General features: G+C 49.8%; 10 protein-coding genes. 6 read left to right on the forward strand and 4 right to left on the reverse strand.

Going from position 1 to position 15,130, the window contains the following annotated elements:
- Window positions 1–57: 57 nt before the first annotated feature.
- The 6 genes from BFC18_RS01650 (at window position 58) to BFC18_RS01675 (ending at window position 9,934) form a co-directional block, all read left to right on the forward strand.
- Complete coding sequence (locus tag BFC18_RS01650) at window positions 58–3,036, forward strand: TonB-dependent receptor (protein ID WP_070123442.1); 2,979 nt, start codon at window positions 58–60, stop codon at window positions 3,034–3,036.
- Between the two features lie 102 nt (window positions 3,037–3,138).
- Window positions 3,139–3,858 (forward strand): SapC family protein, encoded by a 720-nt coding sequence (locus BFC18_RS01655; protein ID WP_070123443.1) that lies wholly within the window; start codon window positions 3,139–3,141, stop codon window positions 3,856–3,858.
- Complete coding sequence (locus tag BFC18_RS01660) at window positions 3,851–4,873, forward strand: cupin-like domain-containing protein (protein WP_070123444.1); 1,023 nt, start codon at window positions 3,851–3,853, stop codon at window positions 4,871–4,873. Before BFC18_RS01655 ends, BFC18_RS01660 begins: the two co-directional genes overlap by 8 nt.
- Before the next feature lie 197 nt (window positions 4,874–5,070).
- Entirely contained in the window at window positions 5,071–7,626 is a 2,556-nt protein-coding gene (locus BFC18_RS01665; RefSeq protein ID WP_083272863.1) for a cellulase family glycosylhydrolase, read from the forward strand.
- 76 nt (window positions 7,627–7,702) lie between these two features.
- A complete protein-coding gene (locus BFC18_RS01670) occupies window positions 7,703–9,217 on the forward strand; it encodes a glycoside hydrolase family 30 protein (protein WP_070123445.1) in 1,515 nt (504 codons plus the stop codon).
- Between the two features lie 6 nt (window positions 9,218–9,223).
- Entirely contained in the window at window positions 9,224–9,934 is a 711-nt protein-coding gene (locus tag BFC18_RS01675; protein ID WP_070123446.1) for a DUF6445 family protein, read from the forward strand.
- 112 nt (window positions 9,935–10,046) lie between these two features.
- On the opposite strand, the gene BFC18_RS01680 is transcribed toward BFC18_RS01675, so the two are convergent.
- The 4 genes from BFC18_RS01680 to BFC18_RS01695 all read right to left on the reverse strand — a co-directional run bounded on the left by BFC18_RS01680 (window position 10,047) and on the right by BFC18_RS01695 (window position 15,121).
- Entirely contained in the window at window positions 10,047–10,721 is a 675-nt protein-coding gene (locus BFC18_RS01680; RefSeq protein WP_070123447.1) for a PA14 domain-containing protein, read from the reverse strand.
- 219 nt (window positions 10,722–10,940) lie between these two features.
- The gene (locus BFC18_RS01685; RefSeq protein WP_070123448.1) at window positions 10,941–12,377 is read right to left on the reverse strand and encodes a PepSY-associated TM helix domain-containing protein; all 1,437 of its coding nucleotides are present in this window, start codon (window positions 12,375–12,377) and stop codon (window positions 10,941–10,943) included.
- 1 nt (window position 12,378) lies between these two features.
- The gene (locus BFC18_RS01690; protein WP_070123449.1) at window positions 12,379–12,936 is read right to left on the reverse strand and encodes a hypothetical protein; all 558 of its coding nucleotides are present in this window, start codon (window positions 12,934–12,936) and stop codon (window positions 12,379–12,381) included.
- A gap of 10 nt (window positions 12,937–12,946) precedes the next feature.
- The gene (locus BFC18_RS01695) at window positions 12,947–15,121 is read right to left on the reverse strand and encodes a TonB-dependent receptor (protein WP_070123450.1); all 2,175 of its coding nucleotides are present in this window, start codon (window positions 15,119–15,121) and stop codon (window positions 12,947–12,949) included.
- Window positions 15,122–15,130 lie beyond the last annotated feature (9 nt).

The following is a 15,130-nucleotide window of genomic DNA, read 5'->3' on the forward strand; positions in this document are numbered from 1 at the left end:
GTTTAAAAATTGAGTGCAACACGGGCACAACACATAGGCTTACGCAGGGAGAAAATAATGAAAACTCGCCCCTTTAATAAAAACAGGATTGCCCTTTCGGTATCGCTGATTTTAGGTTCGGCGATGATCACCAGCACACACGCTCAGGAAGCAGACACTGACGATGCCGTTGAGGTTATTGAAGTCAGTGGTATTCGTGGCAGTATGATTCGCGCCATGGATTTGAAACGCTCAGCGGATGGTATCGTCGAAGCCATATCAGCAGAAGATATCGGGAAATTCCCCGACACCAACCTGGCCGAGTCACTGCAAAGGATTACCGGTGTTTCTATAGACCGTTCTGACGGTGAAGGCAGCCGCGTCACCATTCGTGGATTCGGTGCCGACCGCAACCTGGTGCTATTGAACGGCAGACAAATGCCAACCCCAACCCGCTCCTTTGACTTTGCTGATTTAGCATCTGAAGGGGTTAGTACAGTAGAAGTATATAAAACCGGACGCGCTTCTATCGCCACTGGCGGTCTTGGCGGCACAGTAAACATTATCACTCCCCGCCCGCTGGCAAACCCAGGCCGGCAGGCAACGATTGGCTTTAAAGCCGTTAATGACGACTCCACGCAGAAAGGCGACAAGTGGACCCCGGAACTCTCCGGCCTATACTCAGAAACCTTCATGGACGATAAATTCGGCATCGCGCTAACAGGCAGCTATCAAAAGCGTGACAGCGGCAACAGCAATGCCTCCGTTGCCTCGGGTTGGCGTTCGTTTATATCCGGTCAGGATGAAGGCGGCTGGGGAAACCTTCCCGCAGAAGACCCCGATAATTCGTATCTGAATAAGCCTGCCGATGGCGTGACTTACGCCGTGCCTCAGAATCTGGTGTACCAGTTTAATGAAGCGTATCGTACCCGGGTGAATGGCCAGCTTACATTGGAATATCAGGCTACCGACAAACTGAAAACCCGTTTGGACTACACCTACTCAGAGCGCAGTATCGACCGGGAACTCACCGATATGTCGACCTGGTTCTCGTTCAACTACAACAATGCAACCATGGTGTGGTCAGATCCCAATGAAGAAGGTATCTCTTATCCCATTCAGTATCAGGATACCGATAACTTCAGCACAGATGCCGCTCGTGGTGCGGGTACCGGTATTAACTCTGGACGAGGATTTTCCGCCACTAAAAATACCAATAACTCCGTGGGCCTTAATCTTGAGTATCAGGTGAATGATAACCTGATGGTGGAACTGGATTATCACGACGCCTCGGCCAAACATGAACCAAACAGCCCATACGGTAGCTGGGGTTCACTGGCAATGATTTCCAACAACCGCATCCGTACAACGGTGGATTTTTCTCAGGTATTACCGGTGCTCAGCATCGAATATCCTGAAGGCGTTGATGGATTTGAGCCAGAAGACATGATTGGCGCAGGGAGTAACTTCGGAAACAACCACGAGCGCACCGATCTAGAGCAAATTCAGGCCAGCGGTAAGTATTATTTTGATGCCGGCATTATTGAAAGTATCGATTTTGGTATTTCACAAACAGAAACCAATAATCACTCTAAATACGCCAGCGCAACACGCGGCACCTGGAGCGGTGTGGGCGAGCCCGAAGACTGGGAAGACAGCTGGTTCACCCAGCGCTCACTTGGCGATATGTTTGACAGTATTCCAGGGCATAGTGACCCCGATTTAGAACCTTACTATATCGATTGGGACTTCGAGCAAATTGCCGAATTTACCGCAGCAAACTTCTACAACGAGAATGATATTGAGTGGCCTTGTGGCCCACGTTTCTGTGGCGGTACCAACTACACCACCGACCGGTATACCGATGAAAAAATGCAGGCCGCTTATGTGCAAGCTAATCTGGTATTCGATATTGGCGACATGCCAGCAGAAATCATCACTGGTGTGCGGTACGAGAAAACCAAAACCCATGCTTCGGCATTGGTACCAAGCTACGACGGTATTTCCTGGAGTAGTACCAATGAGTTAGTGCTGCAGCCCACGGGCGAATCGGTGTTTACCGATGAATACGGTGAATACAGTAACTGGCTACCCAGCATCGACTTTAAAGTTGATCTGACAGACGATTTGGTCGCCCGGGCTTCATTCAGTAAAACCATTTCACGCCCTAGCTATGGTGACATGCAGGGTGGTAAAACCCTGGGCGGACAAATTACTACCATTCAAGGTAGTGGTTCACGGGGCAACCCCGCCCTGTTGCCGCTGGAATCCACCAACTACGATTTATCGCTGGAATGGTATTACGACGAAGCCAGCTACGCCGCAGTGGGCTGGTTTAATAAAGACGTAACCAACTTTGTCGGCCGTCGCACCATAACCGAAACGGCGTTTGATTTGCGCAATCCGGCACAAGGGCCAAGAGCTGATGCAGCACGAGCGGCCGGCTTCACCGGCAACGCAGAAATTCGTCAGTACATTCTGGATAACTATCTCGACAGCGATCCGAATGTATACCTGAACGAGCACGGCGACGTGGTGATTGACGCCAGCCCGGAAGACGACCTGGCTCAGTTCGAAATCAATATTCCCTTTAACCAGCGCGATAACAACGTGAATGGCTGGGAAATAGCGATTCAGCACATGTTCTGGGACAGTGGATTTGGTGTAAACGTGAACGGCACCATGGTTGACGGCGACCTTTACTACGACAACGCATCAATGGAGCCGCAATATGCACTTACCGGCTTGAGCGACTCGGCAAACTTCATCGCTTTTTACGAGAACGATAAGCTGTCTATTCGTGTTGCCTATAACTGGCGAGACAAATTCCTTGCCTGGATTGGTGACGGTTCTGGCGACAACCCAGTTTACACCGAGGCTTACGGCCAGTGGGACGTAAACATGAGTTACGACCTTACCGAAAACCTTACCGTATTCGCGGAAGGCATTAACCTGACTAACGAGTACCAGCGCCAGCACGGCCGACATGAACAAATGCTGATTAACCTCAGACAATCATCGCCGCGCTACAACCTGGGTATGCGTTACACCTTCTAAGCCATAGCAATGAGCCCAGCGCTGCACGAAGAGCATTCCCAACCATCCCGCTCTTCGTGCAGCTTTTTTGTTTTTTAACCTACTGTTTAACGAGGTAATACCATGCCTAACCCTGTAGTACTCAACAACGTTACGCATAAAGATCTAAAAATAAATCCGGTTCACAACAGCCAGAATACCGAGTCACTGATGATCGCATTAGCGCTGCCGTTTGAATTTAGAAGTTTGCAGCATGAATACCCGATTGTGTTTTACAAAGACGAGAAACAACAATTCCATGCAGTTGTTTTACTCGGACTAGAGCAAAACGAGAATTTGTATGCAAACCAGTTTGGTTGGGATGCCAGCTATATTCCGCTTATGGTACAGCGTCAGCCGTTTTTAATTGGTCAGCGCCCAGCCAACGACGATGGTGAACGCCAAACGGTTTTATTGGTCGACACCGATAGTCCCAAACTCAGTCACATCGAAGGAGAACCGCTGTTCTTAGCCCACGGCGGACACAGTACACACTTACAAAAAGTGACAGATATTCTGTCCGCGATTCAAGAAAGAGAGCAGGAAACTCGCGCATTCATGAACACGCTCACCGAATACGAATTACTGGAAAGTTTCTATCTCGACGTGGACATGGGTAACGACAGTAAACACCGCCTCAATGGTTACTACACGATAAACGAAGATAAGTTACGCACGCTAACCGACGCACAAGTGCTGCATTTACACAAAACCGGCATGCTGGCGTTAATTCATTTCGTATTAGCCAGTCAGGCTAATTTTGCCGAACTTATCGACAAAAAACGGGCTCGACAAAGTGAGTAATCGCCACAATTTACCGCACTGCCAGCAGGTGTCATTGGCCCCGGGCGCGCCACTTCCCGACTGGCTACTTGCCTGCCAGCAGCCGGTGAAACTGTGTAACTATGTCAGTCATTGGCCTGCAGTCACCCTCGCACAACAAAACGCACAGGCACTCTGCGATCACTTGCTTGAATACTACACCGGCGAGCCATTGGGGTTCTTCTTTGCCGAACCCGAAGTGAAAGGTCGTTTCTTTTACAATCACGATATGAGCGGCTTTAATTTCGAAAAGGTGGCCGCCGGTCTTGATCTCATCCTCACAAAACTCATTGAATCCGCTGACCTCACATCGCCGCCCGCCATGTTCATCGGCGGCACCCATTTGCAACATTATTTGCCGAATTTCAGTACGCTAAATCTACCTTTTCCCATTCCTGCATCTCAAGTGCGCAATGGTTTGTGGATAGGCAATCAGTCTCGGGTAGCGATTCATCAGGATTTGCCGCTAAACATTGCTTGCTGTGTGGCAGGAACACGACAATTCACCCTTTTTCCGCCGTCACAAACTAACAACCTTTATGTTGGGCCGCTGGAGTTTACCCCCTCTGGCCAGCCAGTAAGCCTGGTTGACTTGCACCACATCGATCACCAGCGCTTTCCTGCTTTCAGTGGAGCACTCGCACATGCACAAATTGCCACGCTGACACCGGGTGACGCGTTATTTATTCCCAGTATGTGGTGGCATGAGGTAGAAGCCACGGCACCGTTCAATATGTTAGTAAATTATTGGTGGCGCACCACACCGGCTTTTGCAGATGCGCCCATTCATGCACTGCAACATGCGTTGCTAAGCATCGCCAGCCTACCAGAACACGAAAAGCAGATTTGGCAGGACATTTTTGCTCACTACATATTCAGCAACGACAGCGAGCGGTTTTCACATATTCCTTCTGCAGCCAAAGGCATGCTGGGAGAACTCGATGATAACAAAGCACGGCAACTTCGCAGCCTGCTCATGCAATCACTTAACCGCTAACCTTTTTCGCCTAAACCACAAAAGGTTCTGCCTATTTTCTATTCGAAAATCGCGTTCTGACCTTAATCAGAACGTTCTGATTGGCCTTTTCGCGCCGATGCGGAATCTTCCTGCGACAGATTTTGGTTAACTGATTGTTGCAAACTTGTTGAATCAAGCGCATCGACAAACCCAATGGAGCTATTCGGAGAGAACCGGTGAAAACAACCCATAAACAGAATAAGTTTACGCTTACCAAACTCGCACAATTGATTGCTATGAGTGGCCTGGCACTCAATTTAGTTGGCTGTGGCGGCCTGGACGAAGCCAGTGATGCTGACAGCAATAATGGTGTAACGGTATACGACTTTGCCCCACCTAAACCCACAACCGGCGCGGAGCAATACAGCCTGTTAAAGCAAGATCGCGAACGCTGGATGAATGCCCAGGGCGAAATCGTTTCTCTTCGTGGGGTGAATCTCGGCAACTGGCTGATGCTGGAAATGTGGATGCTCGACAGTGGCGATAACCCTGTGGGTGAAGGCATTGAAGACCAATGTACCTTTGAGGCAAAACTGGAAGAACGCTTCGGTACCGATGAAAAAGCCCGATTGATGGACGTGTACCGCGATAATTTCATTACCACGCGCGACTGGGACATCATGCAGGAAGCTGGATTCAATCTCATCCGATTGCCTTTCCCTTACCAGCTTATTGAAGACGCCAATAACCCAATGACGCTTCGCGATGACGCGTGGCAATATCTTGATTACGCCATCGAAGAAGCGAAATCCCGCAATATGTGGGTAGTACTGGATTTACACGGTGCGGCCGGCGCACAGGGGTGGGAACACCACAGCGGCTGCGCGGGTAAAAATGAATATTGGGATGGCCCCAATGCGGCAGACAATCAGGCCCGCACCCGCTGGCTATGGCAGCAGATTGCTGAGCGCTACAAAGATGAGCCCGCCATTGCCGGTTATGGCGTACTGAACGAGCCCTGGGGCACGGATGCAGAAACGCTGGCGGCTAACGTCACTGAGCTCTATACCGCCATTCGCGAAGTCGATACCAGTCACGTAGTTATTTTACCTGGGCACAACAGCGGCATTGATGCTTACGGCGATCCAGAAGACGCTGGCATGAACAATGTTGCGTTTGAAATGCACTTTTATCCGGGCATTTTCGGCTGGGGCGAAATTGGCTACGACGTGCATCGCGACTGGCTGACTTGCGGACAAAATGGCACCACGGGTGTGTGCGAATGGGACGCCCGCATTCGCGAACTGGATACTCCATTCCTGATAGGTGAAATACAACCTTGGGCGGGTTTAGGCGAACTTGGCGGCCCCATCACCCGCGCCACCTTCGACCGATACAACGAGCTGAGTTGGGCTGGAACCGCTTGGTCTTACAAGGTACTAAGCACTAACGGCGGTCAGGGAAATGGCACCTGGGGCTATGTCACTAACAAAGGAGAGCGTCTGCTGGCAAAAGCCACCACGTGGAGTTGTGATGATTGGGATTCAACCCTCGCCGAAGCCTGTGAAACCCCAGCGAAAATAGTGACCCCGACAGACACCGATCAAACGTTTTATCTTATTGTGAAATCCGGTGCTTTGGGTGGACAACATGATGTGCAGTTCGACAACCTGCAACTCACCGCACAATCAAGCGGTGAAAACATCCTCACAAACAGCGCATTCGATACCGATGCAGGCTGGACCGAGTGGAGCGGTACGAATACCAGTCCTCAGGATGATAACTTGTCGGTAGAGCTCGGTTTCGCCAATGGTGATGAAAACGTACTGCGCCTTTCTGCAACAGATGGCTTTTCAAACGGCGGCGTTTATCAAGCCGTTGAACTCAAAGGTGGCGAGTCGTATTTACTCAGCGGCACCTTTGCCGATGTGAATTCCTCTGATATGTGGGCAGAAATCTATTTGCTGCCTGCACCACCAGTAAATGGCGAGGACATCAGCGCCGCAGCGATGACAAAAATCGACTTAAATAACGATTCAAAAGAAACTATCGAAGCCTATTTTGCAGGCATGTCGACGGTGGAATATGAAATTAATCAAGGCGTTTATGAGGCATTGGTGTCTGATGAGCCGGCTGATATTTTTAACTTTCCCGATGCCCCGGAAGCCCTCACGCTGGAAAACACTGACGCAGGAATGAGTCTGGTTTGGATGGGGGTAAGCGATGCAACCTACAACGTGTATCGCACAACGTCATCCGGCAGCAACTACCAGTTGCTTGCAGAAGGCCTGGAATCGGAAATGTACCTCGACGATACCACCACGGAAGGGGTGACTTACTACTACATGGTAACCGCCGACAATGGTGAAGAAAGCTACGCCTCCAACGAAGTGGCCACTGAAATCTTTTATGCCGCCATTCCAGGACGCATTGAAGCTGAGCACTTCAGCGGTCAGTCGGGCTTCGAGGTAGAAGATACGCAGGATGAAGGTGGTGGCCAGAACCTGGGCTATACCGATGCGGGCGACACCTTAACCTACAACGTGTCGGTTGCTGAAGCTGGCGAGTACACACTATCGCTAAGAGTAGCCAGTTCAGGCGGCTCCGAAGGCATTGCATTCACAATGAATGGAAACAGCATTGGCAGCATTGCGGTGGCCGATACCGGCGACTGGCAGAACTGGTCCACCATTTCACTCACCGTTACGCTGGAAGCCGGCGATCAGGAACTACAACTTACCGCTCTAGGCGGCGCGTGGAACCTGAACTGGATGGAGTTTACGACAAACTAGCCCTTTAGTTTGGCCCTGTTGCCGGTAAGTCACGCGCGCTTACCGGCTTTTTTATTTAACCGAGATTTTTTTCACTATGTATCGATTGCTTCTATTCATTGCCGTGGCCGGTTTGTCTGTCAGCTGCGGAAATACGTCAACCCACTCAGCGCCTCAAGCCGTGGTTTCCACCGAGTGGCATCCCAATGACAAGCAGTGGTATAGCGAGCCTTGGCCGGAAGAAGCGGTACCGCACCGACTCGATGATTTGCCTGTTCAGGCAGTCAGTAATGCCGATGCGAAGAACTTGATAGTGCTTGACCCGGAACAGCAATATCAACGCATTTTGGGTATAGGCGCTTCGTTGGAGCATTCCACGGTTTATGCCATCCGCAAGAATAAAAGCCCAGCACAGCAAAAGACCCTGCTTTCTGCACTTATCGACCCGGTGAATGGCATTGGCCTGAATCTTTTCAGAATAAGCATTGGTACCTCAGATTTCTCCGACGGCACCCATGCACAAACGCCGCCCGACAACCCAAAAGGCTGGTACAGCTTTCAAGATACCCCTGACAGTGCGTTTTCTATTCAGCGCAATATTGATCTGGGAATTGTAAACACGCTTCAAATGGCTTTGGAAGTTGGTAAGGAAACCCATAATCCGGTGAAACTGGTGGCAAGCCCATGGAGCCCACCGCGTTGGATGCGAGAGCATAACAACATGGTTCAAGGCGGCACATTAAAGGCCGCGTATTACGAAGCTTACGCCCAATATCTGCGTGAGTTTGTTGAAGCTTATGCGGCAGAGGGTATTCCCATTTATGCACTCACGCTACAAAACGAGCGCCAGTTTCAACCCCCCGCTTATCCGGGCATGGTGTTGTCATGGCAACAAGAGCGGGATTTACTGATTGCGGTATATCACAATTTTCATAACGTTAATCAGCATCATGGCAAAGAGCTGAATGTGAAATTGTGGACTCTCGACCATAACTTTGACTATTGGCAGCAAGCCGTTGCACAGCTAGACGACTTTCTCGAAAAGGGGCTCTATCACTATATCGACGGCACCGCATTTCACCACTACGCCGGTGACTCTTCGGCCATGGCCAGTGTGCATCAGGCCCATCCGCAAAAAGACGTGATATTTACCGAAGGCAGTGTGTGGGGCGTGGGCAATGCGAACCTGAACAGAGGTTTCCAGTCAGTTATTCGTCATTTTCGTCACTGGTCTACCGCCTATATTTCTTGGGTAACCATGCTGCCGCAACAGGTGGATGAAGCCAATCAGGGGCCATACAACAAATTGGGTGTTGTGGGACCTACCATGCTCATCCAGGAGAAAGGCAACAGCGCTGGTTGGTATAAAACCCCCGAATACTGGCTTACCGGACAGTTTTCAAAATTCATTCGGCGAGGTGCTGTTCGTATCGCCTCCTCACCAGAAACCATTAATCATATGGAGAATGTCGCCTTTCAGAATCCTGACGGCTCAGTAGTGAGTGTGATCACAAATCCCAACGACAGCATACAAACCGTCTCTTTCTCTCTGCATGACAAACCGTGGCAAATTGACGTTCCGGCCAACAGTATCGCAACGGTTATCTGGTGATTAACAATGTCTGAACGCGCACTCGCATTAAATCCCCGGGCACGCTGGCATGTGTTGAAAATAGGCCGTGAGAAAACCTGTGTTTTGCTGGTCGATGATGTGTTTGTCGATATCGCGGCTGTTCAAAGCATTGCCTGTGAGCTCGAATTCGACAAAGAAGCCACTACCTATTATCCGGGCGTTCGCGCCCGTTGCCCAGATGCATTACGAGAAGCTTTACTGACCATGAGCAGTGGTATTATTCGCCAGGCTTACGGACTCTCGGGCTATGAAGGTTTAGCCGATCAGGGTTCCTGGGTAAGCATCGCCAGCACCCCACCCGACGAGCTACATCCTCTGCAATGTGTCCCACACTTCGATTCTCAGCGACACACCGACTTCGCCATCATGCTATATGCCAGCGCACAGAGCTTTCAAGGCACCGGGTTTTATCGCCACAATCCAACCGGTTTCGAAAACATTACGCCAGAACGCTGGCCTGTTTTTGAACAATCCCGGCAGGAATACTCTTCCAATGGAAACCCACGCGCACAAGCGTATTTTTATGGAAGCAACGAAGAATATACCCTGATGGGCAAGATAGACTACAAGCCAAACCGACTGGTGATTTATCCGGGCACACTTCTGCATTCTGGATTAATCGACAGTTCACAAACGCTGTCAGACTCTCCTGTTGATGGCAGGCTAACGGTGAATGTATTTGCCGGGGTTTCTTGAGGAGTTGGCCGTTTTAGGATTGATAGATATGGGAATTAAGCTTCGCGGATTTGAAATGTCGGCCAATTCAGCAATGGCCGACATCGTTTACATCAACGGGACATTACAACATTTACTTGTATTTCGCTCGACGGATCAAGCCAAACAGCCCCATTGCAAGAACGGCTAAGGTTGAGGGTTCGGGCGCATTTACCACTGGAGGTGTTGCAGGTAAACCAATAACATTACTGTTTCCCCAATGCTGAAAGACCATTGAAGCATCGGCTACTGTAAATTCTAAAGATGCTTCGCCACCGTTTTCGAAGTAGTACAATTGAACTTCGTGAGTACCAGCGGACAGGAAGATATCGCCAAGGCGCATTTGCTCTTCATGTAGATTGGGATCATTAATGATTAAGTTGCCATCGATAAATACAAAGACACCATCATCGCTCCAAGTCTTAAAGAAATAATCGCCATCTGAATAGACTTCGAACATGCCAGAAACTGATGCGAAAAACGTATCGTTTACCGGGTGAGATTCACCATTAACATCCAAAGCCTCGGCAACCGGCCAGCGGTTACTTCCTGGGATTTCACCTGCAAAACCAGCAGGATCATCGGTGAAATCAATTACATCAAAATACACCGAAGCGTCAGCAATATTTGCATCTGCGTATGCTTCAAGATCGTTTACGTTCGTACTCCAGTAATCACTATATTGCTCTACTAAAAGTGACGCTTGTACAGGTTGGCTAAGTATAAGCCCCGACACCAATGCCCATCTGATTTTTTGTCCTAATTTCATCTCATTTCTCCTGTTTTATGAGATGAAAATACTGATCAGATAACATGCCAGTTCTAAAAACTGTTTTTTTATAACTGGTTAAAATTTACACCCACAAGTATTGTTCAATTATTCGACAGTAAAGAAGTGCGAGCATGAACAAACCTAAGTGTTATTTTGGGCTGTAGTAGAACAATTGTTCTGACACAGCAAATGGACGAGCAAGGCGAAATGACCGGCCTAGCTCATCCAGCCTTTGCGAATTCGAGACATCCGATAGCGCCACACACAACCGGCAAACACCACAAATGCGGCATCGATGACCAGTGAATTTAATACCAGTACATCTGGGTAGTGCACTGCGAAGTGAGTGACCGGCAGTAAGACCAGCAGTACTGTCAGTATTTTCAGCAAATTCAAATGCGTTTTAACCAGCGCTTTTTGCAGCAAAGAACCCGCCAGTACAGCGGTTAATACTGCCCAGAACACGGGCTTTGTGGGCAAGCCAACACCCAGCGAAGCGATACCTGCTACCGCCATCGCAATGGGCGTTCCCCACACAATGCCCATCCACAGCTGATTTAACATGTCTTGTTTTTGTCGTTTCGCCAGCCACAGATTTATGCCCGTTACAGAAATAATCGTGAGTGCAAAGCCCATGAGGCCGAAGAAAATTTTCATTGCCTCGGGGCCAAAGTGACCAAAGTGGATGCGGTAAACCGAGAAAATGGCCTGCTGACCGGCTTTGCCATCAGAATAGCCAACTTTGTTGATGTAATTCCCTTGCGCATCGAAACGATATTGCTCGGCGTAAATCAACTTATCCATATGCTGAGAGCTAAGCAGAATATACTGGTTATCGCGTGTCGCATTTTCCAGGGTAACAAAAATCGGTTGGGTGTTCGGCGCAATGCGTTCCAGCTCAGATAGCGCCCGGGTGATATTAGCTACGCCGGCCTGCGGTTCTACCTCAATGGGCGAGCCGTAAATATCGGCAAACAAGGCCATCTTATTGCCATCGTATAAGGTGTCGGCATAAAACGACGTCATAAACGACGCCAGCCCGAAGTACACGCCCGTTAGTGCAATCATTAAGTGAAAAGGCAAACCCCAAACACTCATTCGGTTATGCAAATCCCCTTGAGTTAACTGCTCGTTGTTCCCGGTACGCAAACGAAAGGCATCTTTAAAGATGCGCCGGTGCGCGACGATGCCGGACAATATCAAGGCACTTAACATGGCACCCAGCATACTTACGATTATCATGCCCGTATCTTCGGGCAGGTGCAGCGCCACGTGTAAATCTACAATGAGATCGGTAATCGGGGTGCTAGAAGGCTCACTGAGCGTGCCATCTGGAGCGATGTTCCACACTTCATCGTCGGCACTGATGCGCGCGCGAGGGAGATCCTGGGTGGGTAAACGCACAACGATATTGCCCTGTGTTGTGCCCCCCTGCATAGACAAGAACTGTTCATAGGCTTTCTGGATAGTCTCAGGCGAGTAATCCAGGTTGTCTGCGATATGGGGTTGTTCCCAGCGTAACAGCTCCTGGGAAAACACAGAGAGCGCGCCAGACAAGCATACCCAGTACATCAGCACACTCACCGCCAGGCCAATCCAGGCATGGCTCTTCAGTGCATTTTTATTGGCGTTGGGAGATATTGAAATTTTCATACTACACATAATAAATCAGCAAATAACTCAACACGCCAATCACGCTAAGTGATACAGCCGGTCGCCACCATGCATCGTCGGCGCATAGCCAGTAAACAAACGCTCCCCACAGCAATGGCATGGTGTAAATGCCAAGGGCAATTTGGTCTACCTTATCCATGGGCAAAGCTGTAGTCCACACCACGGTAAGCAACATGGCACTGATTGCACACAAGAAGATACACGCAGCCGCCTTTGCTAGCCGCAAGGTCATATCACTGTATTTGGGCAATTGCAGACCAGATTCAAAGGGTAAGATTACCCGCTTTATGTCTTTGTCGATACGTTGTCTGGCGAGGAAAATCCAGGTCCAGGCTTGCAGGGAAAACGCCACCACGGCGTAGCAAGTACCCAGCTCTGGGCCATATTGGTTGCACCATAGCCATAGGCTCGCGACCATCAATGCTACGGCAAAGAGTTTCATGAACCGCCCAATTGCGGGCTGATGAGAGCACCAGGCTGAATAAAACAGCCCGACAGCAAAAGCGCTGCCTGAAAAGGCAGCGAGAGATAACATCATGGAGAGCCTGTTAGAAGCTTACTGAAGCAGATAGCTTAATCGTGCGCGGCTCACTAAGCACCAGATAATTTGAACCCGGGTAGCCACCAACCGATGCCCAGTAGTTATTATCAAACACGTTATCGATGCGTGCACGCAACGTGATATCGGTTAAACCCACCAGGAAACTGTATCGTGCGCCGATGTCAAAGCGGTTTGAGGCATCCACTTCCAGGCTGTTGTCTGCACTGGCGTACTGTTCAGACGTATACGCAGCGCGGGCATCCAATGTTAAGCCAGGCAATGCCACCACATCCCACTCAACATTCACGTTTACTTGCAAGTCAGGCACACCAATGGCGGTTTTTCCGTCTAGCAGGCCGTCTTGGGTTTTAGTCATTTCAGCATCTAACCAGGTAAATCCGCCAACCACTCGCAGGTTGTCTGACGGCATACCAAAGACACTTAATTCAACGCCCTGGTTTTCCTGTTCACCATCGGTAGAAAACACGTTGTTTCTCACCACGGATGTTTGTTTCGAGGTACTGAATAAGCTGAATGCACCGCCAAAGTTAGTGGCGTCGTACTTTACGCCCACTTCAATTTGTTCTGCACTGTACGGGTCGAAAACCTCACCGGCGTTATCAATAGGCTCACCACCGCTACTGGCAGGTGCCACTTCGCCTGGCAACAAACCTTCAATGTAGTTAGCGTAGTAAGACAATTGCTCAGAAGGCTTGTACACCACGCCTGCCACTGGCGTGAATTGAGATTCGTCATAAGCAGACAGCGATGAACCGTCGTTATAGTTGAACGTTTGAGTTTCAATATTCTGGAAACGGCCACCTAAGGTAACCAGTAACTTGCCGTCCATCAGCGACAGCATGTCGGCAATGGCCACACTCGACAGATCGGTTTCTTCAGTCACCAACGGATTGTCCAGCTCGCCACCAATGAAGAAATCTGCAGCAGGCATTTCAGCAGGTTGTGGATTATAAATATTGCCCGGGAATCCAGCGAAACTAGAGAACGCGTAGGCATTTTCAGACGACAATGAGAAAACAGAAGCCGATGTGATTAGTGTGTGTGCAACCTCACCGGTTTCAAACTCGATGTTCAGGCCCAATTCACCAGAACGAATGCTGTCGTTGCGTACGTTATCGAAGCGATATGCACTGCTTTCGCCGCTCACCTGTGCCGTTGGATTAGCAAAAATATTATCTTCTTCGCCTTCTCTGAAGCCGTAAGCAACCCAACCAGTCATGGTGTCGGAAAAGTCGTACTCACCACGAACGGCACCAAACAACTGGCGTTCGTTGGTGTAGGTCCATGGTTGCGCAAAATTGGTGTCGCTTTCCGGCGCTTCAGGAATACCACCGGATGGCGTTACGGCCGGACGCGGCGCATCAACCTGATGATCCTGATAACCTAAATCCAGCGATACCCGCGCATTCTCACTTTCGTGGTCGATACCTACAGAAGCCACGCTTAAATCGCGATCTTGATTATCTACGCTGGTTTCACCACCGCGTTGAACCAGGTTTACTCGTACGCCAGTACTGTTACCTTCTTCACCGAAGCGACGGCTAACGTCCACTGCACCAACGAAGTGATTTTGAGATTCATAGCCCAGGGTAAAGCGATTAAGCGGTTCTTCACCGGCTCTTTTCGGTACGATGTTCACCGAGCCACCCAGGCCGCTACCACCCGGTGCTGCGCCGTTCAAAAAGGCACTGGCACCGCGGAATACCTCAACCCGCTCCAGCAATTCAGCCGCCACGTACTGACGGGGCAAAATGCCAAATAAACCGTTGTATGTCATGTCATCTGAATACACCGGCAGGCCGCGCATGACATACAATTCCTGGAAGTTCCCGAAGCCTTTTGCTACCCGCACAACCGGGTCGTTCTGCAGCACATCTGCCACACTGCGCGACTGCTGCTCACGAATAATATCGGCGGTAAAGTTAATGCTGTTAAAGGGCGAGTCCATCATATCCAGGTTACCCAGGATACCGGCGCGGCCCCCGCGAGAGACCTGACCACCAGCAAAACTGTCGTTTAGTTTTACTTGTGAACTGCTTACTTTGATGTGTTCGACATCGTCGTCCTTTTCAACATCTTCTTGTGTTGTCTGCGCCTGAGCAACGTGGCTTGCCATGGCTAAACTAATCATTAGCGCGAGCGTATTTTTACGGGACTTCATTGATACTCC

Origin of the sequence: Alteromonas confluentis, assembly GCF_001757105.1 — a bacterium.
Lineage (GTDB): Bacteria > Pseudomonadota > Gammaproteobacteria > Enterobacterales > Alteromonadaceae > Alteromonas > Alteromonas confluentis.